The sequence below is a fragment of the Chryseobacterium sp. JJR-5R genome (genome assembly GCF_034047335.1).
Classification (GTDB): domain Bacteria; phylum Bacteroidota; class Bacteroidia; order Flavobacteriales; family Weeksellaceae; genus Chryseobacterium.
Genome location: NZ_CP139137.1, coordinates 2,542,664 through 2,567,275, shown reverse-complemented (window position 1 = coordinate 2,567,275; position 24,612 = coordinate 2,542,664). Strand labels below are relative to the sequence as shown.

Annotated in this window: 19 protein-coding genes; 17 read left to right on the top strand and 2 right to left on the bottom strand. The window is 41.5% G+C overall.

All coding sequences use genetic code 11. From position 1 onward, the window contains the following. Positions 1-144: 144 nt before the first annotated feature. The 8 genes from SD427_RS11340 (at position 145) to SD427_RS11305 (ending at position 12,594) form a co-directional block, all read left to right on the top strand. Positions 145-1,206, top strand: a complete 1,062-nt coding sequence (locus SD427_RS11340; protein WP_320557909.1) for an aldose epimerase family protein — start codon at positions 145-147, stop codon at positions 1,204-1,206. 2 nt (positions 1,207-1,208) lie between these two features. Further along, positions 1,209-2,936, top strand: coding sequence for a sodium:solute symporter family transporter (locus SD427_RS11335; RefSeq protein ID WP_320557908.1), 1,728 nt, complete (start codon positions 1,209-1,211; stop codon positions 2,934-2,936). Positions 2,937-3,108: 172 nt separating this feature from the next. Further along, the gene (locus tag SD427_RS11330; protein WP_320557907.1) at positions 3,109-3,840 is read left to right on the top strand and encodes a hypothetical protein; all 732 of its coding nucleotides are present in this window, start codon (positions 3,109-3,111) and stop codon (positions 3,838-3,840) included. A gap of 738 nt (positions 3,841-4,578) precedes the next feature. Continuing rightward, on the top strand, positions 4,579-6,489 hold the full coding sequence (locus SD427_RS11325; protein ID WP_320557906.1) for a sialate O-acetylesterase: 1,911 nt from the start codon (positions 4,579-4,581) through the stop codon (positions 6,487-6,489). 85 nt (positions 6,490-6,574) lie between these two features. Next, a complete protein-coding gene (locus SD427_RS11320) occupies positions 6,575-8,029 on the top strand; it encodes an MFS transporter (RefSeq protein WP_320557905.1) in 1,455 nt (484 codons plus the stop codon). A gap of 186 nt (positions 8,030-8,215) precedes the next feature. Next, positions 8,216-9,337, top strand: coding sequence for an endo-1,4-beta-xylanase (locus SD427_RS11315; protein ID WP_320557904.1), 1,122 nt, complete (start codon positions 8,216-8,218; stop codon positions 9,335-9,337). Between the two features lie 97 nt (positions 9,338-9,434). Then, the gene (locus SD427_RS11310) at positions 9,435-10,400 is read left to right on the top strand and encodes a glycoside hydrolase family 43 protein (protein WP_320557903.1); all 966 of its coding nucleotides are present in this window, start codon (positions 9,435-9,437) and stop codon (positions 10,398-10,400) included. Positions 10,401-10,554: 154 nt separating this feature from the next. Next, entirely contained in the window at positions 10,555-12,594 is a 2,040-nt protein-coding gene (locus SD427_RS11305; protein WP_320557902.1) for an alpha-glucuronidase, read from the top strand. A gap of 118 nt (positions 12,595-12,712) precedes the next feature. Here the strand turns inward: SD427_RS11305 and SD427_RS11300 are convergent, their stop codons facing one another. Continuing rightward, positions 12,713-13,309 (bottom strand): hypothetical protein, encoded by a 597-nt coding sequence (locus SD427_RS11300; protein WP_320557901.1) that lies wholly within the window; start codon positions 13,307-13,309, stop codon positions 12,713-12,715. 172 nt (positions 13,310-13,481) lie between these two features. Between SD427_RS11300 and SD427_RS11295 the strand changes: the two genes are divergently transcribed. The 9 genes from SD427_RS11295 (at position 13,482) to SD427_RS11255 (ending at position 23,812) form a co-directional block, all read left to right on the top strand. Further along, positions 13,482-14,354: an AraC family transcriptional regulator gene (locus SD427_RS11295; RefSeq protein WP_320557900.1), complete on the top strand. Its 873-nt coding sequence runs from the start codon at positions 13,482-13,484 to the stop codon at positions 14,352-14,354. A gap of 203 nt (positions 14,355-14,557) precedes the next feature. Next, the gene (gene galK / locus SD427_RS11290; RefSeq protein ID WP_320557899.1) at positions 14,558-15,745 is read left to right on the top strand and encodes a galactokinase; all 1,188 of its coding nucleotides are present in this window, start codon (positions 14,558-14,560) and stop codon (positions 15,743-15,745) included. Next, complete coding sequence (locus SD427_RS11285; RefSeq protein ID WP_320557898.1) at positions 15,729-16,781, top strand: UDP-glucose--hexose-1-phosphate uridylyltransferase; 1,053 nt, start codon at positions 15,729-15,731, stop codon at positions 16,779-16,781. The genes galK and SD427_RS11285 overlap by 17 nt, the downstream gene beginning before the upstream one ends. 190 nt (positions 16,782-16,971) lie before the next feature. Then, positions 16,972-17,802 carry an AraC family transcriptional regulator gene (locus SD427_RS11280; protein WP_320557897.1) on the top strand — a complete coding sequence of 277 codons (831 nt, stop codon included), beginning with the start codon at positions 16,972-16,974 and terminating at the stop codon, positions 17,800-17,802. A 58-nt stretch (positions 17,803-17,860) separates the two neighbouring features. Beyond that, entirely contained in the window at positions 17,861-18,232 is a 372-nt protein-coding gene (locus SD427_RS11275; RefSeq protein WP_320557896.1) for a hypothetical protein, read from the top strand. A gap of 318 nt (positions 18,233-18,550) precedes the next feature. Beyond that, positions 18,551-19,075 carry a hypothetical protein gene (locus SD427_RS11270; protein WP_320557895.1) on the top strand — a complete coding sequence of 175 codons (525 nt, stop codon included), beginning with the start codon at positions 18,551-18,553 and terminating at the stop codon, positions 19,073-19,075. Positions 19,076-19,169: 94 nt separating this feature from the next. Beyond that, positions 19,170-19,973, top strand: a complete 804-nt coding sequence (locus SD427_RS11265; RefSeq protein WP_320557894.1) for a molecular chaperone — start codon at positions 19,170-19,172, stop codon at positions 19,971-19,973. Next, entirely contained in the window at positions 19,966-21,003 is a 1,038-nt protein-coding gene (locus tag SD427_RS11260) for a hypothetical protein (protein WP_320557893.1), read from the top strand. Before SD427_RS11265 ends, SD427_RS11260 begins: the two co-directional genes overlap by 8 nt. 7 nt (positions 21,004-21,010) lie before the next feature. Continuing rightward, on the top strand, positions 21,011-23,812 hold the full coding sequence (locus SD427_RS11255; RefSeq protein ID WP_320557892.1) for a hypothetical protein: 2,802 nt from the start codon (positions 21,011-21,013) through the stop codon (positions 23,810-23,812). A gap of 284 nt (positions 23,813-24,096) precedes the next feature. Here SD427_RS11255 and SD427_RS11250 read toward each other — a convergent pair whose 3' ends face one another. Then, positions 24,097-24,546, bottom strand: a complete 450-nt coding sequence (locus tag SD427_RS11250; protein ID WP_320557891.1) for a PA2169 family four-helix-bundle protein — start codon at positions 24,544-24,546, stop codon at positions 24,097-24,099. Positions 24,547-24,612 lie beyond the last annotated feature (66 nt).

Genomic DNA, 24,612 nt, shown 5'->3' with positions numbered 1-24,612 from the left:
CGTAGTCAGATAAATCCATAATTAATTCTTCAAAGAGAAAATCAATTATGGAAAAAACAGAAAATAAATCGCTTTATTTCTTAACAGTTTTATGTATTTTCGGCTGTAATAAAAAGAATTAATCAAAAAACATAATCATAAAATATGGAAAACACAGAGGTTTCAGAGTATGGAGTAACCGGAAAGGGGGATTCTGTTAAAAAATATACCCTGACCAATAGAAACGGAATGAAAGTAGAGGTTATCGGCTACGGCGGTACCATTATTTCTCTTACTGCACCCGATAAGAACGGAATATATGAAGATGTTGTTTTAGGGTTTACAAAACCTGAAGATTATTTCAACGGGAATCCGTACTTTTTCGGAGCCCTGGTCGGAAGGTACGGGAACAGGATTGGCAATGCGGAATTTACTTTAGAAGGGAAAACCTGCAAGCTGTATGCAAATGACGGTCTGAACAGCCTTCATGGCGGTAAAGAAGGCTTTGATACCAAAATCTGGACGGTAGAACCGGTAGAAAATGCTCAGTTTCCCACCCTTAAACTGACCTACGTTAGCGCAGACGGTGAAGAAGGGTTCCCGGGCCGGCTTACCACAACCGTATTTTATACGCTAACTGATAACAATGCCCTGGAAATTTCATATGAAGCGATAGTGGATAAGGCTACCGTTGTCAATCTCACCCAGCATTCTTATTTTAACCTTTCAGGGGATTTTACAAAAGCAATTACCGATCATGAAATGCAGATCATTGCAGATCAGTTTCTGCCTGTAAATGAAAATATAATTCCAACCGGAGAACTCAGGGAAGTAAAAGGAACTCCGTTTGATTTTACGGTTTCCAGAACAATCGGCAGAGACATTGATGCCGATGACGAACAGCTCCGGTTGGGTGAAGGGTATGATCATAACTGGATGCTGAACGGAAAAGACCTGAGAACCATTGCTGCCGTCTGCCATCCCGAAAGCGGAAGGGTAATGGAAGTAATGAGCGACCAGCCCGGCGTTCAGTTCTATTCCGGGAACTTCCTGGATGGGAAGTATGAAACCAAAACCGGTGGTAAATATGAAAAAAGGAGCGGGTTCTGCCTGGAGACCCAGCATTATCCGGATTCCCCGAACCAGAAGGCTTTTCCTTCAACGGAATTACAGCCGGGACAAAAATATCAGACTAAAACAATTTATAAATTCTCTGTTAAAAAATAATTATGGGAAACTTATCAACTATCGACATCATCATATTCCTTATTTATTTTGTGGTGGTCGCAGGATATGGGATCTGGATTTACAACAGGAAAAAATCTGCGGCAACAGGCAGCAAAGATTATTTTCTCGCAGAAGGGTCGCTTACCTGGTGGGCCATCGGGGCCAGTTTGATAGCCTCCAATATTTCCGCAGAGCAGTTCATCGGAATGAGCGGTGAAGGCTTTTTTGTAGGGATTGCGGTTGCCGCTTACGAATGGCTTGCCGCTGTTGCGCTCATCATCATTGCCATCTGGTTTATCCCGATTTATCTTAAAAATAAAATTTACACCATGCCTCAGTTCCTGGAAACCCGTTACAACAAATCGGTTTCCCTGATTATGGCGGTGTTCTGGCTTTTTCTCTACGTCATTGTAAATCTTACCTCCATCCTTTATCTCGGGGCTCTGGCAATTGATACCTTATTGGGAGGCGACAATCTCCATATCATCATGATCGGATTGCTGCTGATGGCTTTGCTGATTGGTCTGGGCGGAATGAAAGTGATCGGGTACACGGACGTTATTCAGGTAGCCGTCCTGATTATCGGAGGTTTTGCCACTGTTTACATGGCACTGCAGATTGTCGATCAGAGGATCAACGGGGCAGCGGTAGGAAATGCTTTGGCAGGTTTTCAGACGTTGATGAATGAAGCGCCGCAGCATTTTAAATTAATTTTAGACAAACCAGCCACAACAACCACAACCCTGGCAATGCCGGAAAACCTGAATGTGCAGAAATACGTGGTGCTGCCGGGCCTGGCCATGTATTTTGCAGGCCAGTGGATTGTTAACCTGAACTATTGGGGCTGCAACCAGTATATTACCCAGCGTGCTTTGGGAGCTGATTTAAAAACGGCCAGAACAGGGATTTTATTTGCGGGGTTTTTAAAATTATTCATGCCGATTATCGTCATGCTTCCGGGGATTGCGGCGTATGTCTTATATACGAAAGGTCATTTAACAGGGTTCAACGGGGTAAAAGACGGTGCCTATTCGGCCATTTTAGGATTTCTGCCAACCGGGTTGAAAGGTCTTGCCGTTGCCGCACTCACGGCGGCGATCGTAGCATCTCTGGCAGGAAAGGTAAACAGTATTTCAACCATTTTCACGCTGGATATTTACAAAAAATATTTAAAGGCGGATGCTACGGAAATCCAGATGGTAAGAACAGGGCGCTGGTCCATTATTATCGCCATGTTCGTTGCCCTTGCATTCACGTGGACCGATGTGTTGGGAATCGGGGGAGAAGGCGGATTTACGTTTATCCAGAAGTATACGGGATTTATCAGTCCGGGGGTTTTTGCCATGTTCCTTTTGGGCATGTTTTGGAAGAGAACCACAGGAACGGCAGCTCTGGTAGGCGTCCTTCTGGGATTTTTACTCGCGGTTTTCTTCAACAGTTTTGCAGTGGGCATTTTCGGGAAAGAAACTTGGCTATACACGGCTTTCACCTATGAAAAATTAGAAAACGGTGTTGTTCATACCATTACGGAAATTCCATTTCTCATTAATATGGGATGGTCTTTCTTTATCACGGTAGTGGTCATGGTGCTGATCAGCCTGGCCGGCCCGAAAGTGAACCCGAAAGCTTTTGCCATTGATGCTTCAATGTTCAAAGTGGATAACAGGACACTGGTGATGGTGGTGGTTACGTTGCTTTTGCTGACTGCTCTTTACGTAAGGTTCTGGTAAAAGCATATCATAAATTTAAACAGTAGGATGCCTTCGGGCATCCTGTTTTTTTACAGATCAGATGGCCCCCGGATGAAGAACCGGCAGCAGTTTAAGAATAAAATAGAATAACGGCTTCAGGTGTAACAATCTTACCGTCATGTATACTCATATTAAAATTAAAATTAAAATTATGAGATTTTTAAAACTTTTATCTGTAATACTCGTTTTCCAGTCTGCCTTTTCCTCTATGGAGGCACAGCAATCTCCACAGGTGCCGGGAAAAAATCAGGTTGATGTGTCACTGATCAGAAATGAAGACTATTCGATGACCTGGTATGCCCTGAAAGACACTGCAAAAATAGAAATGGCAAAGATAGATACGAAAATCCTGAAAACCGGTACCCGTGTCAATGTCACCACCACCATTAAAATGAAGAATATGCCGGACTGGACAGATGAAACCGCAGTAACGTTCCCCGGCCTTGCTCCTGTAAAGCACAGTTCATTCAATACCCAAAGGGACATGCTGCTGGATTTCGGGAAAGAGAATAAGGTAACAGGATATTATCTGGATAAGGTCCAGAATAAAAAAACTGAGATCAGTGAAAAGACAAACGGAAAGTTCTTTGACAGCAATTTTTATCCGCAGCTGATCCGCTGGCTTCCGTTGAAAGAAAACTACACAGTTGAAATTGCCATCTTTGATTATAACCCGAAATCTGCCATAGGCATCATCAAAGCTTACATTACCGGGACCACGAAAGGTACCCTTAATAACAAGGCTGTATGGATGGTTTCCGTTACCGATGATATCTCAGAAAAAAAAGCAATAAGCACCTATTATATTGATGCGGAAACCCGTGACGTACTGAAGCAGGAAATTGATTTAGGCACAAGAAAAATGGTAATGGAAAGGTTATAATATTTCCTGAATTACTTTTAAAACCCCTTCAGAATGATAAAGTCTGAAGGTGTTTCTTGTGTATTGGATAAGCCTGAAAAGATCGGGATTCAAACGTATATTCTTCTGGAATTCGCTTATGATATTTCTTTTTGCCAGGCCTGTATAATAAAATTTAGAATAATCATAGCTGTTATTGTTTAACAGAATTCCGGGAATGTGGAAGCTTGTGTAAGCCGGACAGCATTTCAGGGGATTATTATCATGTGAATTAATGGGATTTCATCATAAAATAATTTACATCCATATTAATTTAATGTTAAAATTATGTTAAAGTTTTTTACTATTAAAAACAGCTTATCATAAAGTTTGTTTTTGTGGATATTATTGAAAATACGATAAGCATTCATTAAAACAGCAGCTGATCATCCTGGTGCTTTCATGAATGGTTTGATAACAGCCCATTGTACCGTATAAAAAGTAAGAATATCTTCTTTTTGATATTCTTACTTTTTATGATAAGGCAGATGGTTTTATTCGTATTGACGGACTTTTTATCATGTCAGATATATCTTACAGAAAGGCAGCAGCCTCAAATTGCTTTTGTATATTGATACTTTCTTTTATTTTTAAAAAATATAGGAATCAGTAAAATCATAATAAATTAACAGCGGTCGCCTTTTTATGATGAATACTGTTTACTGACTGAAAATTTTTAAAAAATCCACTCAAATAAAATTAAAAACAACCGGTTATCCCATGAAAATATATAAATACAGGATTTTATTTCTGCTCACCGCCATCTTCGCCATTTCTTTTACTGAAGCCAAAATAAAACTTCCGGCTCTCGTTTCGGACGGCATGGTTCTCCAGAGGAATCAAAAACTGAAAATCTGGGGTTACGCGGATCCGGGAGAGAAAGTGAGTGTCGCATTTCTGAATAAGTCCTATACCGCCGTTGCCGATAAAAATGGGAACTGGGATATTATGCTCCCTGAGCTTAAAGCAGGCGGTCCCTTTGTGATGACGGTTAATGAAATTACCCTTAAAAATATCCTGATAGGCGATGTCTGGGTAGCTTCCGGACAGTCCAATATGGAGCTTCCGATGCGCCGGCTAAAGCCATTGTACGCAAACGAAATCAAAAATGCAGGTAACCAAAATATCCGGTTTTTCACGGTTCCGCAGAAGTATAATTTTAAAGCCCCGCAGACTGAACTGGACGGAGGGAAATGGGAAGCCACGGATCCGCAGACCATTCTTAACTTTTCGGGCGTTGCCTATTTCTTTGCCAAAGAACTGAACGAGAAAAATAAAATTCCGGTAGGCATTATCCATACCAGCCTGGGAGGTTCCCCGGTACAGGCATGGATGGACGGAAATTCCCTGAAAAAATATCCTGAATATCTGGAGGAAGCCCAAAAATGGCAGGACGATGAATTAATTAAATCAACAGAATCTGATGAGCAGGCCTTAAGCAAAGCATGGTATACCGAACTTGACCGGACAGATTCCGGCTTGAATCAACATTGGGAAAACTTTGATCTTGATGATTCCGGATGGAAAACCATAACGGTTCCTGGATCTTGGGAAGACCGGGAAGGTTCATTCGACGGATCCGTTTGGCTTAGAAAAGAAATCACATTGCCGAAAGGTTCAGCCGGCCGGCCGGCATTCTTAAACCTGGGAAGAATTAAAGATGCGGACGTTACTTACATTAACGGCATAAAGGTGGGGAATGTAACCTATGAATATCCGCCGCGGTGGTACGATATTCCGGCAGGTGTTTTAAAAGAAGGCAAAAATGTCATTGCCGTGAGGATTACCAACGGAAGCGGAAAAGGGCAGTTTATTGCTGATAAGCCCTATTATCTGGAAACCGGAGGACAGAAAATTGACCTGAAAGGCGAATGGAAATACAAAATCGGTAACAAAATGGGGAAGGCGGCCCCGGGCCAGACTTTTATCCGCTGGAAACCTACAGGGCTGTACAATGCCATGATCAGCCCGCTGGTTAATTACAAAGTTAAAGGCTTCCTCTGGTACCAGGGAGAAAGCAATACTTCAAAACCTCAAGAATACGGAGATTTGCTGACCACGATGATCACTGACTGGCGTTCAAAATGGAATGAAAAAGAAGCACCGTTCCTTATTGTTCAGCTCGCCAATTTTATGGAGCCGAAAAGCCAGCCCGCTGAAAGCAAGTGGGCCGAACTGAGAAACCAGCAGCGTACCGTTTCATTAACCATTCCCAATACAGGGCTCGCCGTAAGCATCGATGCAGGAGAATGGAATGATATTCATCCTTTAAACAAAGAAACCATAGGCAAACGGCTTGCTTTGCAGGCATTCAAAATTGCCGGTAAAAAAAACATCATCGCAGACGGGCCCGTTTACCAATCCATGAAAAAAGAAGGCAATACAATTATCCTTTCCTTTAAATCCGGAACGGATCATCTGGCCCCGGTTTCAGAACTGAAAGGTTTCGCTGTCAAAAGTAGAGATGGAATATATGAATGGGCAAAAGCAAAAATTGAAGGAAATACAGTCATGGTTTGGAATGACCGCATCAGCAATCCGGTTGCCGTACGGTATGACTGGGCAGATAACCCGGATGGGAACCTCACCAACAAGAGCGGGATTCCTGCTTCACCGTTTACCACAGAATAATTATCAAACTCAACCCATAAAAAAACAAGGACACGCGGATCTTAGTCCATAATCCGCCTTCCTGTCCTCAAATATCTTATTTCATATGAACAATCAGCCACAAAAAATATCAGTAGCGGAAAAAATAGGCTATAGCTTAGGCGATCTTGCTGCCAATCTTGTTTTTCAGACCCTGGTGACCTACCTCGCTTATTTTTATACCGATATTTACGGGCTTAAACCTGAAGATGCCTCCATCATTACCCTTATTGTAGGTCTGATTGCGGGATTCGGGTTCAACCCGGTCATCGGGGCACTGGCAGACCGTACCCGCACCAAATGGGGGAAATTCCGTCCGTGGATCCTGTTTACAGCAGTTCCGTTGGGAATTGCCGCCCTGCTGGCTTTCAGCACGCCCGGGTTTTCTTATAAAGGAAAAATGATCTATGCGGCGGCAACCTATTCACTGTTGCTGTTGCTGTATGCAGCCAATAATTTACCGTATGCCGCATTGAGCGGCGTAATAACAGGTGATATGGGGGAAAGGAACAGCATTTCATCCTACCGTTTTGTCGCCGTGATGTTTGCGCAGTTTTTTGTACAGGTATTCATGCTCCCGATTATTTTATCCGTAGGAAACGGGGATAAAGCAGCGGGTATTGAAACGGTAATGACCTGGCTGGCCGTTATAGGGACCCTGATGCTGCTGATAACATTTTTCACAACCAAAGAAAGAGTGATCCCGAAACCGGAGCAGGAATCTACTTTGGGAGCTGATCTAAAAGATTTAAGGAAAAACAAACCCTGGATTATCATGTTGGTGGTTACGGCATTGATTTTCATTACCCTGGCAATGAAAGGCGGTTCCTATGTATACTATTTTAATAATTATGTAGATGAATCTGCTCTTCAGCAGTTTATATCGCCGATTACCGGATTATTTAATTCCGTCGGGATGAATTTCTTTGGCGAAGATCCGCGTTCAGCAGGCTTCGGGCTCTTCAATGCAGGTGGAATCATCATGATGATTGTCGGGATTACATTCTCCAAAAAATTTGCAGATAAATATGGCAAAAGAGATACATTTATCGCTTCACTGTTTATTTCAACACTGTTTGTACTGGCATTCATATTCTATCCGCCGAAATCGGTTGGATTGATGTTCCTGTCACAAATTTTACATGGCTTTTTTTACGGAATCGGAACGCCTCTACTCTGGGCGATGATTGCTGATGTTGCTGATTATTCCGAGTGGAAAAACAACCGGAGGGCAACTGCCATTATTTTTTCGGCAATGATGGTTGGGTTAAAAGTCGGTTTAAGCATCGGCAGTTCATTAGTCGCTTATATTATTGGCCGGTACGGCTATATTTCCTCGGAAGGAGCCGTAAATGTTTTACAACCGGACACCGTTTCCGAAGGTGCAAAAATGCTGGTCAGTGTATTTCCGGCCATTCCGTTCTTTTCAGCCTGCGGACTGCTGATGTTCTATGAAATCAACAAGAAAAAAGAAATCGAAATCGAGCATGATCTCAAAGAAAGGAGAAAAGCAAAAGATTAATGAGCTGCTAAGAATTTGGGCAGCTGGTCCGTCTTCCACTCCCGCTTTTTTATTCCGCTCCGCTTCACAAAAAGAGCTCCGTTCAAGCCGGGCTGCATCAGCCTTGTCAAGGTCCAAAACTTATTGACAAGGCTGATTGAAAATCATACAATTTTCGTCCAAAGCCAAATGAAAAATAAAAATCTTATGAAAAAGATAGCAGCATTATTAGGGATTTTAACCTTGACAGTCTCGTGCAGAACAACCGGCACGGCAAGTTCTGACATCACCCTGAAAAACATATTCAAAAATAAATTCTATATCGGGACAGCCATGAGCCTGCCGCAGATTTATGGTAAAGACCGTAAATCCGTAGAGATCATCAGGAAACAGTTCAGTTCCATTGTAGCGGAAAACTGCATGAAATCCATGTTCCTGCAGCCGGAGGAGAATAAATTCTTTTTTGATGATGCCGATGCCTTCGTGGCTTTCGGTGAGAAGAACAATATGTTTATCATCGGGCATACGCTGATCTGGCATTCACAGCTGCCGAAATGGTTTTTCGTTGATAAAGACGGAAAAGATGTTTCGCCGGAGGTGCTTAAACAAAGAATGAAAAACCATATTACCACTGTAGTTTCCCGTTACAAAGGAAGAGTAAAAGGATGGGATGTGGTAAACGAAGCCATTATGGAAGACGGGTCATACAGAAAAAGCAAATTCTACGAGATTCTGGGCGAGGATTTTATTCCGTTGGCTTTCCGGTATGCCCATGAGGCGGATCCTGATGCGGAACTGTACTATAATGACTATAACGAATGGTATCCGGGGAAAGTAGCCGCCGTTATCAAAATGGTAAAAGACATGAAAGCAAGAGGCATCCGGATTGACGGGGTAGGCATGCAGGCCCATGTAGGCCTAGACACGCCTTCAATAGAAGAATATGAAAAAGCCATTTCCGCATATGCCCAATCCGGTGTGAAAATAAATATTACAGAGCTGGATATCAGTGCTTTGCCTTCGCCGTGGGGAACGTCCGCCAATGTATCAGATAAAATAGCGTATGACGAAAAAATGAATCCCTACAGAAACGGGCTTCCTGCAGATGTGCAGGCCAATTGGGAAAACAGGTATCAGGACTTTTTCAGATTATTTCTGAAACATAAAAACAGCATCAGAAGGGTTACTTTGTGGGGTGTCACCGACAGCCAGTCGTGGAAAAACGATTTCCCCATCAAAGGCAGAACCGATTATCCGTTGTTGTTTGACCGCCGGTACAATACAAAACCTGTCGTTGGAAAAATTATTAGACTCACAGAAACAAAATAATTCTTGATCATAAAAACATGATGCCTGATCTCCATTATCTGAAAATTTATCAGTCTATCATCTATTAGTCTATTATCTAATTATCTATATTAAAACAATGAACAAACCAAAATATCTATTCCCAAAAGACTTCATGGCAGACCCTTCCGTACACGTTTTTGAAGGCAGGCTTTATATCTATCCGTCCCACGACCGCGAAAGCGGAATTGAGGAAAATGACAACGGCGACCATTTTGACATGAATGATTACCATGTCTTTTCCCTTGATGAGGTGGAAAACGGAGACATTACAGATCATGGGGTCGTACTTTCGGTAAAAGATATCCCATGGGCAGGCAGGCAGTTGTGGGATTGCGATGTTGCCTGTAAAGACGGGAAATATTATATGTATTATCCGCTGAAAGATAAAAACGATATTTTCCGCATCGGCGTTGCGGTAAGCGACAGGCCTTACGGTCCTTTCATCCCTGAAAAACATCCGATGCTGGGAAGCTACAGCATTGACCCGTGTATTTTTGAAGACAACGGCAGGCATTATATGTATTTCGGAGGGATCTGGGGCGGGCAGTTACAGCGTTACCGGAACAATAAAGCCCTGGAGTCTGCCATTCTTCCTCATGAAAATGAACCGGCCATTTCTTCAAAAGTTGTTGTTCTGGGCGATGATATGCTGGAATTCGGTGAAGAACCAAAAGATGTCCTGATTCTCGATGAAAACGGAAATCCTTTGCTTCACGGCAACAAACACCGCTTTTTTGAAGCTTCATGGATGCATAAATACAATGGTAAATATTATTTTTCATATTCTACCGGCGACACGCACCTGATCTGTTATGCAACAGGTGACAATCCTTACGGACCGTTTACTTTCCAGGGAGAAATCCTGACACCGGTTGTGGGATGGACTACCCATCACAGTATTGTGGAATTCAAAGGGAAATGGTACCTGTTCTTCCATGATAGTGTCCCGAGCGAAGGAAAAACATGGCTCAGAAGCATGAAAGTTGTTGAGCTGGAATATGACAGCGACGGTAACATTAAAACCATAGAAGGTCAGAAATAGGTAAAGGTGCTTATAATTAATCCGGTATAGAGATTTATTGTGTTAAAAAAAAGCTTTACGGAGAACCCGGAGGGTTCAACGACAATCGCCATAGGTACAACCTGTGGAATATCAATAATCATAGGGTTAGCCTATAGATAAAAAACAGTTCCAGATGCAACAGTTCAGATTATACATCATGTTATTTTTAATGGTAATAATTCCGTTAACGGTTTTTGCAGAAGACGGAAGTCGGCTCTGGCTCAGGTTTCCCGCAAAAAACGGAATTTCAGCAGATAAAATTATTTCCAGAGGGAATAATCCAACATTGAACATTGCCAGAAAAGAGTTAAGCAGCCACTGGCAGGGACAGGCGGTCGAACTGCGTACGGACAGATCATTAAAAAACCTGAAAGGGGGTTATACTATCAAAACCATTAACAACAAACTGGTTATTTCTGCTGAAAAAGAGACCGGGCTGCTATACGGAGTCTATCATATTTTACGCCTTCAGCAGATAAAATCAGTTGTAACGGATCTTGATATTACGGAAAAGCCTTCTTATGATGTAAGGATCCTCAACCACTGGGACAACCTCGACGGCAGTATTGAAAGGGGCTATGCCGGCAGGTCATTATGGAAATGGGAAGAATTACCTGGAAAGATTTCGCCGAGGTATGAAGAATATGCACGGGCAAATGCTTCCATAGGAATCAATTCCGTGGTGCTTAACAATGTGAACGCTTCACCCGATATGCTCCGCAATGACTACCTGGTTAAAGTGAAGGCACTGGCAGATATTTTCCGCCCTTACGGGATCAGAGTATATCTTTCTGTTAATTTTTCATCCCCGAAAGCTCTCGGCGGATTGGAAAATTCAGATCCGCTGGATAAAAATGTCCGGAAATGGTGGAAAGATAAAGCCGCTGAAATCTATAGACTGATTCCCGACTTCGGAGGTTTTCTGGTAAAAGCCAATTCGGAAGGACAGCCGGGCCCCCAGGATTACGGCAGGACCCATGCCGATGGTGCCAATATGATGGCGGATGTCCTGAAGCCTTACAACGGAATCGTGATGTGGAGGGCTTTTGTATACAGTCCCAGCAAAGAAGACCGTGCCAAGCAGGCCTATCTGGAATTTGTGCCGCTGGACGGTAAATTCAGGAATAATGTGATCATCCAGATCAAAAACGGACCGATTGATTTCCAGCCGAGAGAAGCATTCAACCCGTTGTTCGGGGCTTTAAAAAAGACGTCTGAAATGGTTGAATTCCAGATCACGCAGGAATACCTGGGACAGTCTAATCACCTGGCGTATCTTGCACCACTGTTTAAGGAAACCCTGGAAAGCGATACCTATGCAGAAGGAGAAGGATCAACCATCGCCAGGATTACAGACGGTACGCTGCACCCACAGAAGCTTACGGCTGTCTCCGCGGTGGCGAATATCGGGGAAGATAAGAACTGGACCGGCCATCAGTTTGCACAGGCAAACTGGTATGCCTTCGGGAGGCTGGCCTGGAACCATGAGCTCAATCCGGAACAGATTGCCGATGAATGGATAAAAATGACTTTTACAGATGATAAACGTTTTCTGGATCCGGTGAAAGATATGATGCTCACGTCAAGGGAAACCGTGGTGGATTATATGATGCCTTTAGGGCTTCACCATATTTTCGCAGGAGGCCACCATTACGGGCCGGAGCCGTGGGGCGATTACAAAGGCGGCAGGCCGGACTGGTCTCCCGTATATTACCATCAGGCCGATGCGGAAGGACTCGGGTTTAACAGGACCAAAACAGGAAGCAACGCGGTTTCACAATATCATCCTCCGCTGAACGAAATCTATGGCAATATCAATACCTGCCCGGAAAACCTCCTGCTGTGGTTTCACCATGTTCCCTGGAATTATAAAATGAAGGATGGAAAAACATTATGGGAAGAACTGTGTTATAAATATGATACAGGTGTTAGAAATGTACGGCGTTATCAGGTTACCTGGGACCGCATGCAGCCTTATGTTGATGAACAGAGGTTTGCAGAAGTACAGTCTAAGCTTAAAATCCAGTCAAGAGATGCTGTCTGGTGGAAAGATGCCTGCCTGCTGTATTTTCAGACCTTTTCAAAAATGCCCCTTCCTTATGACATAGAACGGCCGGTTCACGAACTTGAGGACTTGAAAAAAATTAAGCTTGATATGGGACACCATAACTAAAAAAATGAGGCAACTCTTTCTCCGTGATTTAAGAAAAGAAGAGCTGCCTCAAAACTGACTGTACGTAAAATTGTATTCCCTTTAATTCAGGAATGTATCTATAATTTAGTTATGGATCTTATTTAAAAGCAATGACTTTGTTAAAAATATTCCCGCCCTGTTCAACCCGGATAACATACGTATCAGAATTTTCCGGATTGAGGTCAAATGTCAGGTCCAGTGCTCCTTCAGCTGATTTTTTACTGCTTGAATAATAGGCCGTATTGGAGGCGTCATAAACAGAAATCTGTACAGGGACAGTAACCTCGGCCAGGTGAAGTTTCACGGTATGTCCTGAAATGGTAAATTCGGGTTTGCTGATGGCGCTTACCGGCGTTTTTTCCATCTTCACCAGGTTATTTTTATCAATGCTTATCTTATACTTTTCTACCCTGGAATCAGATTCTGCGATCAGGTAATAGGTTCCCGGGGAAAGTGCCTGAAGGTCATAGGATTTTGCTATATGGCCTTCCGAACCCAGGTTTTCAGAATACAGTTCACCTTCCGTATCATTGTAGATGAATATTGACATATTCTTGGCATTCGATACTTCAAAATGAACAGTCTTAGCTGTTATCTTTCCTACGGAAACAGAAAAATCCCTGTCTTTACTCATCAGGCTGGCTGACATCAGTGAGAATCCTAAAAGAATTCCGGTTTTTAAGAATGTATTCATGATAATGTTTTTGTTATCAATAATTTATAGGACAAAGATACAGCGGTAATCTACTGCATTCTACCATATAATTTTCATATATATGTCTTATATTAACCTTGTATGTATATTAATTAAATATTAATTGTTAATTTTGTGTATAATTTAGTCAATATAGCATTACACCATTCCCATGAAACATTCGCATCCTGCCTTTGAAGCCATCCATCCTACCATAGGAAGCAGCTTTACCAGCCTGAAATTCCTTACCAATGAAAATATCAAATCCCATGTCTGGCACTACCATCCGGAAATTGAACTGATTTATGTATGCAAAGGTTCGGGGAAAAGGCAGATCGGGAGCAACATCTCTTATTTCTCGGATGGCGACCTGGTGCTCATCGGCAGCAATCTTCCCCACTGCGGGCTTACGAATGAAAACACCAACAATGATTATGAGATGGTTGTCCAGTTCAAGCCTGATTTCTTAGGCGAGGCCATTTGGAAAACTCCGGAAATGCAGAGGATCACAGGGTTGCTGGAAAAATCAAAAGCCGGGATCGTATTCGGCGAAAAAACCAAGAAAGAGATCGGTAAAAAAATTGCAGATATGCATGACTCATCATCGCTGGACCGGCTGATCAGGTTTCTGGGCATCCTGGATGAACTGGCTTTTACCCAGGACTGCAGGATCCTGAATGCCGGAAAATATTATCTCCAGACCCAGGTGGAAGACAATGACAGAATTAATGTTATTTTTAATTATGTAAAAGACCATTTCAGGGAACAGATGACCCTGGAGGAGATTGCCGACCTCGCGAATATGAAAGTGCCTTCATTCTGCCGTTACTTCAAGAAAATCACCAACAAGACTTTTACCCAGTTTGTGAATGAATACAGGATTACACATTCGTTAAAGCTTCTTTCGGAACAGCCGTTAAGCATTACCGAAGTCTGCTTTGAATCCGGTTTCAATAATTTCAGCTATTTTAATAAGACATTTAAAGAATACATTAAAAAAAGCCCTTCACAGTACAGGAAAGAATTCAATTATCTGATTGAATAAATCTGATTGAATTTCCACAGGATGATGTATTGTCAACAAGATTCAAATATGACTTTTAACACTTCTGGACAGATTTTAAAAAGGTTCTGAAATAAAACTATAATATTTCTTTATTAAATAGGTTAAATCTTCAGCTGCAGCCGGATAAAAATTTTAGAAAGGTCATTAATTCCTGACTGAAAAATGATAAATTGCATCTATATATGCACAACACGCTAATCGATTCTACAAAAGCAGTATTTCAGTCAGTATTCCGGTCGGAGCCTGAACATATTTTTCTTGCTCCGGGAAGAATCAATATCATCGGGGAACACGTAGATTATAATGACGGCTGGGTACTTCCTGCTGCCATTGACAAGTATATCTGCTTTGCCGTTAAACGGCAGCAGGATTCTGAGACCTGTACGTTTTTTGCGGCAGATCTTGGTGAATCCTTTAGTTTTAACATCAGTGAAAAGCAAAGTCCGGTCGGGCAGATGTGGGTCAATTACCTGCTAGGGGTTTTTGATGCCATTCAGGACTGCGGAAGAAAAACGGGTGGATTACAGATTGCATTCAGCAGTATCATTCCCATGGGGTCGGGATTGTCTTCGTCCGCGGCACTGGAATGTGGTTTTGCCTATATTCTGAATACGCTGTTTGATCTTCAGCTTTCGAAGAAAGAAATTGCGCTGGTCGGCCAGAAAGCAGAGCATACTTTCGCAGGTGTACAATGCGGGATTATGGACCAGTTTGCTTCGGTCTTCGGAAAGAAAAACAAAGTCATGATGCTGGACTGCAGTTCCCTGGAACATCATTATTACAATGCGCAGCTTGATGGATACAGCTGGGTTTTATTTGACAGCTGTGTAAAGCATACCCATCTTACTTCCGGGTATAACGACAGGAGAAAAGATATTGAGCTGGGAAAGGAGATGATCAGATTGCGGTATCCGGAGATTGTTAATTTCCGTCAGGTCACTGAAGAAATCCTCACGGAGCTGAAGGATGATATGGGTGATTTGGCCTACAGACGTTGCCTGTATGTGGTGAAAGAAATTAAAAGGGTAGAAGAGGCGGTGCGGGCCCTCTCAGAAAATAATCCGGAATGCCTTGGCCGCCTGATGACTGAAACCCATGCAGGGCTTTCACAGGAATATGAAGTAAGCTGTAATGAAATTGATTTCCTGGTGGAAGAGGCACTGAAGGAACAAAGCGTTTTGGGTGCAAGGATGATGGGCGGCGGTTTCGGTGGCTGCAGCATTAATCTGGTGAAAGAAGATCAGGCAGACCGGATCAGTAAGGTTATTAAAGAAAAATACCGGAAAGCCTTCGGTATTGACATGAACGTTTATAAAATTAATATTTCCGAAGGAATAAAAGAATATAAAGACAATGAATCCATCATTTGACAGTAAAAAGCATCCGCACAGAAGGTATAACCCGCTACTGGATGAATGGATCCTGGTCTCACCGCAAAGGGCCAGCCGCCCGTGGCAGGGCCAGACCGAAGCAACTGAAAAGGAGCACCTTCCGCACCATGATCCCGGCTGTTATTTATGTGCAGGGAATCTCCGCATCAGCGGTGAAAAAAATCCGGATTATAAAGGTGTCTATGTTTTTGATAACGATTTCGGGTCTCTGATGAATGAAGACGTGGAAATTTCTGAAGATAAGACTGATTTTTTTTCAATGCAGCCCGAACGCGGTATTAACAGGGTGATCTGCTTCTCCGAAAACCACAGCCTTACGTTGCCTGAAATGGAAACTGAAGACATCAGAAAAGTAATTGATGTCTGGCAGCAGCAGTATGAAGAACTGGGGGCTGAGGATTTTATCAGCCATGTCCAGATCTTTGAAAATAAGGGGAAAATCATGGGATGCAGCAACCCGCATCCGCACGGGCAGATCTGGGCGCAGTCTTCCATTCCCACCATAATCAGCAAAACACAGGAAAATTTAAAAGCGTATTTCGGTAAAAACGGAAAATCGCTTTTGGAGGATTATCTTCGGCAGGAAATAGAGGCAGGGGAAAGGGTAGTTCTTGAAAACGATGGATTTGTCGCACTGGTTCCCTTCTGGGCATCATGGCCTTATGAAACAATGATCATCAGTAAACGGAAGGTTGAAAATATTTCCCGGTTTTCGGAAATGGAAAAAAACGCATTGGCGGAAATTTTAAAAAACCTCACCACAAAATATGATAACCTTTTCAATGTCTCATTTCCTTATTCTTCCGGGATCCATCAGTCGCCTACAGATGGGGAAGACCATCCGGAATGGCATTTCCATATGCATTTCTATCCGCCGCTGCTGCGCAGTGCAAAGGTGAAAAAATTTATGGTAGGTTATGAAATGCTTGCCGAAACACAGCGCGACATTACGCCGGAACAGAGTGCGGAAGTTCTCAGAGGAAGACCCCTTCTCCATTATAAAATTCAATTTTAAAATATTTAATTTTTTATAATTCTTCATAAAACCTATGTATTGCATCGTTATTGTATTGGTTTTATGTTATTATGGACATAATTTACAATTACATAATATATATGTAACATAAAATAATTTATTAATATATTGTAACTAAAAAAGTTATTTTTATAAAATGATTATGTGAAAAATTTCTTATCGTTGTATTATGTATGTAATAACAGATCAGCTAAAAAATATAGGTTTCAGTGTGAACCGTCTGGATGATATTATCAAAAGGAATAATTACACCAGGAAATTCCATACCATGGAATATTACTGTATCTATATCTTTATGGAGGATATCGACCTTGAGATAGAAAATATACCTTATTCCGTAAAGGCCGGGAATATTGCTTTTTTAGGACCCGAAAAACAGATCGTTTTCGGTAAGGCAGACGGGCATCAGATACTGATTATTGCTTTTTCTTCCAGTTTTTATGAAAGGTCTTCCAAAGACAGCCTTTTCTTAAACTCACAGCTTTTTTTCAATTATTATACTGATCTTTTTATTGCTCCTTTCCTGAATACCGAGCAGATGAAAGTGGTTTTTATGGAACGTATGGAGGCTTTTCAGAAAAAAGATGAAAACCTTTATGTATCTGCCGCACATAATGCCATTGAAAGACTGATTTTGGACGCATTTTTGTATATACCAAATGAAGAGATAAACAAGGACGTCAAATTTGATTATCTCCACTATGTAAACCGTTTCAAGATACTTCTTCAGAGGGATTACAAATCAGAAAAAAAAGTTTCCCATTATGCCTGTGAACTCAATATCACATCAAGAAGGCTTACAGAGATGACTGAATATGTTTTGGGGAAAACCGCAAAGAGTATTATTATTGAAAAGGTAATCACGGAATTTAAAAGAGCCCTGGCTTTTACAAATTTTACCATTTCGGAAATCTCTTATGACCTGGGTTTCAACGATGAAGGCAACTTCAGCAACTTTGTAAAAAAACATACAGGAAAAAATCCCTCAGAAATGAAATAAATAAGAAAAATATTGTACTTTTACATTAAGTAACAACTCAGTGAAAAATTAAGGTGATATGGGTACCAAACTTTTTTTATTAGGTATTTTATTTTTTGCATTTGTCAATATTTCAGCCCAGAATGACGGCGTTTATCTTAGCATGCACCTGAATCCTGTACAGATTCTTTCAATTGGCGATATTCAGAATAAACAGTCTTCAGGAAGCATCGATGAAAAAAAATATTTTGCGATATCCAGTACAGCCGGATTTGAGGTAAATATAAATCATGTGAATAATGATAATAAAATGAATATCATCAACAGCGGAAGAGGAGCTGTACAGAAAACATATACCATAGACCATAGGATGCGCAAGCTGATGAGAGAAATGTATACCGCTTCATCTGAAAAACCTGATTACCTTGTACTAACTCTAATTTCTCAATAGAAAATCAGGCAAAAAATACGATATTAATTATGTTCTGAATAACAATATATTATAAATTTTATTACAATTATAGGCTGTAAAATTGATATATTGTTAATGTTGTATTGATTTTATTGTAACATTGATAGTTTTTATTGCTTATATAATTCTACTTTTTACGTTTTTTTGTAATAACCGGTAGATTTCTCATTATTTTTCTAAAACCATATTTGCAAATTTTGAGCATTTTTTTACAAAAAAGATGTCTTTAAGCGTATTTATCTTTGCATTAGAAAATTTAGAACAATAATTCATAACAATAAAAAACATCATCGTCTCATGAAAAAATTCATCTTTGCCGCTTTTTCTCTAATAGGATTTGTAACAGTAAAAGCTCAGCAGACCGTAACTTTAAATGTAAGATTAAAGCCGATCCAGACTCTTGTAGTTAACACCGCACAAAAAACAGTTAACCTAGACTACGTTACAAAAGATGATTATGCTAACGGTGTATCATCTGTGAATGCTGACCATTTAAATGTTTACAGTACCGGAGGATTCCAGGTGAAAGTGAAAAGTGCAAACGCTGCTTTACTGAACGGAGCCAAAACCATCCAGGCCAATACCATCCAGGTTAAGGCAAGTGCAGGATCAGAACCTATTACAGGAGCTCAGTATGCGCAGAACGTACAATTATCAGCAAATGAAACTACCCTTGTTACTTCAACTGTAGGAGGAGTAGATAAAAAAATAAGCATTGAATACAAAGGTGCAGGCGCAAATGCTTACCTTGATAACTATATTGCGGGGCAGACACCTACCGTATATACTACAGAACTAACCTATACCATTATTTCCCAATAATAAATAGAGAAGCTTTCTGGAATATTGAAAATTTAAAGGTGTTGCAAGGTTATTTGTAGCACTTTTTGTGTATTTTTAATATTAAATCTCCGTCATGAAAAAACTGTATTTTATATTTCTGTGCCTTATGGTTTCTTTAAGCTTAAGCCTGTACGCTCAGACAGGTGTTTCTGTTTCTCCTCCAAGACTTTATTTTGAATCCGGAACCGGAAACAGCAATACCCAGAAAATAACGGTCACCAATGTAAGTGCCAAAAATTCCTTAGACCTTGCTGTAAGCCTGGGAGACTGGGAATACAATGAAAAAGGGGAAAACATGATGGCTGCGGCCAATACGCTTCCCAACTCCTGTGCAGGTTGGGTCTCTGTAAAAAAAGAAGACAACTATTTTACCCTTGCTCCCGGTGAGCGGAAGGATATTGATGTAACTATTACGGTTCCCGGAAATTTATCAGATCAACTTCCAACCCATACCGCGGTGCTCTACGTAAGCCAGATGAACCCGGTAGACGATGTAGATAACAAAGGGGCCAATATTAAAGTAAGCATCCGTTCCGGGATCAAGCTTTTCCATAAACTTCCTTCTGCCAAAAACAAAAAACTGGAAATCAGTAACCTGACCTATAAAAAATCAAGCCCAAATCTTGACCTTACTTTTGATAACCTGGGAGAACTGTGGGCAGACGGTAAGATATACACCGACCTTGTCAATACCCAGAACGGTAAAAAAACTTCTCTTGAGACCCTTGTTTTTTATACGATGCCCGGCAATAAAAGGGAAGTAAGCATCGCACTGCCTGCCGGTCTGGAGAAAGGAAAATATACAGCTTCGGTCATGATAGATTACGGAGATCGTGATAACCTTGAACTTGGAGAATTAAACTTTACTTATGAATAACAATAAGAAGTTTTCAGTCGTCACATTGCTGTTTATCTGGATGCATTGCTGTTCACAGGTATACTACAATTCATGGATCAACGGTTATATGTCCATTGCTTCATACGGAGGCAATACCATTCCTGATGCCTATACCGCTAATTTTACCGCCAACGGATATATCAACGTTCCGTACTGGAGGCTGTCCGTAAGGCTGACCCAGCCTGTTACTTCCACAGACGGCAATTACACGCTGCCTGCCAATAAGATTTCTTTCACTCCGGTCTCAACTTCCGGAAGTGCTTATCCTTTTGCCGTGCCTTCCGTTTCACAAATCGGGATGCCGCTGAATGTCATGATGCAGGAAGGGCCGGAAGTTTTCCTGGTTCCGCAATCAAATGCCGCGTTATATAATTTTCCTTTTCTTTTTATCGGGTACTATTACAATCTTCAGATCAAGTACAGCCTGATGGTTGCCGGCGGTTCTTATCTCGGCAATTATCCTGCCTGGACCACTTTTGTAGCACCCATGCAGTTCACGGCCTATGACAGGTATAATAATGTAATCGGCAGGATGGACCATGTTTTCCAGTTTCAGATCGGTATGCTTTCAGGAACTCCTCCCGATGTGCCTGAAATGTCATTGAAGTTCTCTGCAAATGCCGTGAACAGCTCTCTGGAATTCAAGAGTAAAAATGATTATACCAACGGTGTAAGTTCCGTATATGCCAATGCACTCAGTGTAAAGAGCAATACCAATTATCAGATCAAAATAAGATCCCTTCAGAGCAAATTTACTTCCCCTGCCGGAAACTCGCTTCCTCTGGAAGCGGTAAAATTCGGATTGTCCCCCGTTTCAGGAAACAATGCAACTGTTTATCCCATCGTACTGGCTTCCTTTCAGCAGCTGGTGGCAAAAGGAGCGTATACCCAGGGTTCCAGTGTTTATTATGATATCAATTACTCAACCAGCCCTAACGACCAGAGATTCATCAATGCCAAGACAGAAGATTATTCCACAACACTTCAGTTCGAGATAACCCCGCAATAAAATCACAATGCACTACGACCTTCTCAGAAAAATAGCGTTTGTTTTTTTGATACCGCTCGCTTTTATCATCATTCCTGCACAGGGTATTCCTGATGTAAGCATGGAGGTCCGCAGTGAATCCGGGATACCGGAAAACAACATCATCGACCTGATCGTCGTCCTTAAAAATAATGATGCCGTGCCGTTTAAAGGTAAGATCGCCATTCATGCGCCGCAGGGCCTGAGAGCGGTTTCAGCCGGAAAAATTGATGCGGAGCTGGATGCCGGCGAAAGTATTTTCATGCCGGTAAAAATGATTGTGAACAATAATGCAGCAGCAGGGGAGAAAAAAATAAGCTTTGACCTGACGGATTCCCAAGAACGGATGGTTGCGGAAAAATCCATCTCATTTAATGTTGCCGAAAACAATGCACTTCGGATTACTGCAGAAAATCCAGTACTGTTTATCAATAATATAAAAGATTCCCTGGAAGTGAGGGCAAGGATTTCCAACCTCGGGAACACGCGGCAGAAAGTTACCGTTGTTTTTAAAATTCCGGAAATCGCACAGGGAAATGTTTTTATTGAAAAAAAGGGAAGCATTGCCGTAGAAAAAGACACTGTATTCGTATTCCGGTTCATGCCTTCCGGCCCGCTGGCAAAAAGCTCACAGTTTTCCGTTGATATTGCAGGGTTCAGGGACCCGGAAAAAGAAATATTCGGTAATGCATCGGTATCTGTGCAGAATGTGGCCTCTACGCAGCGTTACCAGGATCTTCAGAACAATTCGTTTTCCAGCTATAAAAAAAACAGCATTACGGCAGGGTACAGGAGGGTAGGAGACAACCTGGATATGTATCAGCTTATCGGTTCCGGGGGATTCAATCTTCCTTCAGGATATGTATTTCTCAGGGGGAATATTTATACCATGAACAACCAGAGTGATCCTGTAGTTACCAACACCTATATTACCTATCACCGGAAAAACAGCGAATATACGCTGGGAAATATCAGCAAAATCATGGAAATGTCCATGTTCGGCAGGGGTGCGGAATATGCGGTAACATCTTCAGACAAAGATAAAAAGCTTGAAGTAGGGTTTGTAGACCAGACCTTCAGCCTGGTGGAAAGGAACTCATTTTTGAAATACGGCTACGGCTTTTTCGCCAGGGGCAGTATGGGCATGCAGAATGCGGCCCGGAATATGTCGGCAACCTATGTTTTCAGAAATGACCCTTATGAAAATGCAAGGCATAGCCTTTTAGGAACCGATATGCAGTATTCCTTTAATAAAGACTGGAATATGATGGCAAAAGTATACAGCGGGCTCAGCATATATGATAACATACATGTCACCAAGCCTTCGCTGGCTGTGGAATCACAGTATTCCGGGATTATTGATAAGTTTAATGTTAACGGGAACTATTTTTACAGTACGGATTATTACCCGGGAAACAGGCGGGGCATGCTGCAGATCCAGCAGAATATTTCCACCAGCATCATCAAGGACTATAACATGTATACGAATATCCTGATTTCAGATTTTTCCCCTAAGTTTTATTTTTATGACAATAATTTAGAATCAAATACCACCAGGGTAGATACCGGAATCAATTTCCCGAAGAAAGGGAACGTAGGATATGCGCTCAGCCTCCAGTACCAGAATGAAAAATCCAATACGTATAATAATTTCTTCGACACCGGGATCAACCGGGAATCCAAACAGCTCAAGGCACAGAGGATCACAGATTATATGACGTGGTCCAGCCCAAACCATAAGCATTCTTCCGTACTGGGGATTGAAGCCGGGCTGGCTCAGTATCCGGATATCGACCAGATGAAATACCAGATGAAAGCCACCGGTAATTACAGCTACAAATGGCTTAATTTCAATTTCATGTATCAGTACGGAAGCTATTTCCTGTCTGAATATGCATTCTCAAAAATATTCAATCAAAATAACCCGTATAAAAAGCTTTCTTTTTCAGCATTTGTGAATGAGGATTTTTTTGATCAGAAACTTGCGGCTACTTCAGGCTTCACGTATACCGATGATATCCTGTACGGAAAATCGCCGTCCGGGTTTATCAACCTGAAGTATTCCGGCAAGCTGTACGGCCTTTATCTCAATACATCCTGGTTCCACTATTCTTCGAGGGAACTGAACAACAACCTCCTTACCGTTGAAGCCGGCGTTACCCTGAATCTTAAATCAAATACCCTGGATCCGGGCAATAAAGGGAACATAGCCGCTTTTGTCTATTACGACAACAACAATAACGGAGTTTTTGATAACGGGGATATGCCGGCAGAAGGATACTTAGTCATGCTCAATACCATTTCATTCAGGACAGACAGCAAAGGGAAGCTTAATTATAAAGGGCTTCCTTACGGAAAATATGCGTTGAAACAGATCATACAGAAAGGCTGGTATTACAATGAAGCGGAAATTGATATGAACAGGTACAACTATGCCCTGCAGATCCCTCTGCACCAGAACGGAACTATACAGGGAAAAATAGATTACGAATTCAACGCAAAAACAGCACTGGATTTTGACCCCAAGATCGGAGGCATTATCTTCAATATTTACAAAAGGGATGAACTTTTACAGCGTGTGGTAACGGATGACAACGGTGAATTTATTTCTTTCCTGGAATCCGGGAGTTATAAAATTGAGCTCAATGAAAACTCGCTTCCTGCCAATACGTATGTGGAACGTAACAGCTCAGAAGCAAAGATAGAAGCAGGAAAAATAGTCAGCCTTGAACCGTTTGTTATCAAAGTAAAAGAAAAAAAGATCCGTGTTAAGAAATTCGGGAACGAATAATCTGGGCAAATTTTACAGACTTTGAAAACAACAAAGGTTGCCAATTCTTAGAGCCTGTTTAAGAATTATACCTTATACTGTGTAGCAGATTTAAATCTTATTTTGAAATATAAACCCGCAGACTCACAGGTTTTTCTATTAGTATTCAGGTTTGCGTAATTGCCTTTGATCTGCGAAATAGTATACTTTCAGCTAAATTTAAACAAACTCTTATACTGCACAAAAAAATAAGGAAACCCGAGAGCTCCCTTATTTTAAAATTATCCTTAGGGGATAATTATTGATTAATTGACCTTTTCTAAATTTTCGAATTTAGCATAAGAAGATCTTAAATGATGCAAATGATCCGAAACTACCTGAGAACTTTCAGGACACAGATCCCCGCTTTCTAAAGCATCTTCATAAGCCTTAATGGCTGCCTTTTCTCCGAATACAACGTTTTCAAGGGTAGATTCTGCATTATCTCCTGTAAAAGAATTCTTAATGTCGATCCACGCTCTGTGTACTGCTCCTGCTGTACTGGTTGTATTATCCGCTTCTCCTCCTTTTTCGCTGATCAATCTTACAAGATCAGACCTCATGGTCTGCGACTGTGATACCATCTGATCGTAATCATTCTTTAATCCGGAATGGTTTTCCCAAACTTTGTCTTCAACTTTTGAAAATCCTTCAATTCTGTCGTTGGTAATGTTTAGTAAATCGTTTAGTACTGATACAGTTTTTTCGTTGTTCATAATATTTTTTTTATTGGTGTACCAATAGACTTACAAGATGCGTGCCTTAATTAATCTAAATTTAAA

Coding starts and splice junctions, on each gene's coding strand:
- SD427_RS11340 (WP_320557909.1), top strand. CDS start 145: ATGGAAAACACAGAGGTTTCAGAGTATGGAGTAACCGGAAAGGGGGAT.
- SD427_RS11335 (WP_320557908.1), top strand. CDS start 1,209: ATGGGAAACTTATCAACTATCGACATCATCATATTCCTTATTTATTTT.
- SD427_RS11330 (WP_320557907.1), top strand. CDS start 3,109: ATGAGATTTTTAAAACTTTTATCTGTAATACTCGTTTTCCAGTCTGCC.
- SD427_RS11325 (WP_320557906.1), top strand. CDS start 4,579: ATGAAAATATATAAATACAGGATTTTATTTCTGCTCACCGCCATCTTC.
- SD427_RS11320 (WP_320557905.1), top strand. CDS start 6,575: ATGAACAATCAGCCACAAAAAATATCAGTAGCGGAAAAAATAGGCTAT.
- SD427_RS11315 (WP_320557904.1), top strand. CDS start 8,216: ATGAAAAAGATAGCAGCATTATTAGGGATTTTAACCTTGACAGTCTCG.
- SD427_RS11310 (WP_320557903.1), top strand. CDS start 9,435: ATGAACAAACCAAAATATCTATTCCCAAAAGACTTCATGGCAGACCCT.
- SD427_RS11305 (WP_320557902.1), top strand. CDS start 10,555: ATGCAACAGTTCAGATTATACATCATGTTATTTTTAATGGTAATAATT.
- SD427_RS11300 (WP_320557901.1), bottom strand. CDS start 13,309: ATGAATACATTCTTAAAAACCGGAATTCTTTTAGGATTCTCACTGATG.
- SD427_RS11295 (WP_320557900.1), top strand. CDS start 13,482: ATGAAACATTCGCATCCTGCCTTTGAAGCCATCCATCCTACCATAGGA.
- galK (WP_320557899.1), top strand. CDS start 14,558: ATGCACAACACGCTAATCGATTCTACAAAAGCAGTATTTCAGTCAGTA.
- SD427_RS11285 (WP_320557898.1), top strand. CDS start 15,729: ATGAATCCATCATTTGACAGTAAAAAGCATCCGCACAGAAGGTATAAC.
- SD427_RS11280 (WP_320557897.1), top strand. CDS start 16,972: ATGTATGTAATAACAGATCAGCTAAAAAATATAGGTTTCAGTGTGAAC.
- SD427_RS11275 (WP_320557896.1), top strand. CDS start 17,861: ATGGGTACCAAACTTTTTTTATTAGGTATTTTATTTTTTGCATTTGTC.
- SD427_RS11270 (WP_320557895.1), top strand. CDS start 18,551: ATGAAAAAATTCATCTTTGCCGCTTTTTCTCTAATAGGATTTGTAACA.
- SD427_RS11265 (WP_320557894.1), top strand. CDS start 19,170: ATGAAAAAACTGTATTTTATATTTCTGTGCCTTATGGTTTCTTTAAGC.
- SD427_RS11260 (WP_320557893.1), top strand. CDS start 19,966: ATGAATAACAATAAGAAGTTTTCAGTCGTCACATTGCTGTTTATCTGG.
- SD427_RS11255 (WP_320557892.1), top strand. CDS start 21,011: ATGCACTACGACCTTCTCAGAAAAATAGCGTTTGTTTTTTTGATACCG.
- SD427_RS11250 (WP_320557891.1), bottom strand. CDS start 24,546: ATGAACAACGAAAAAACTGTATCAGTACTAAACGATTTACTAAACATT.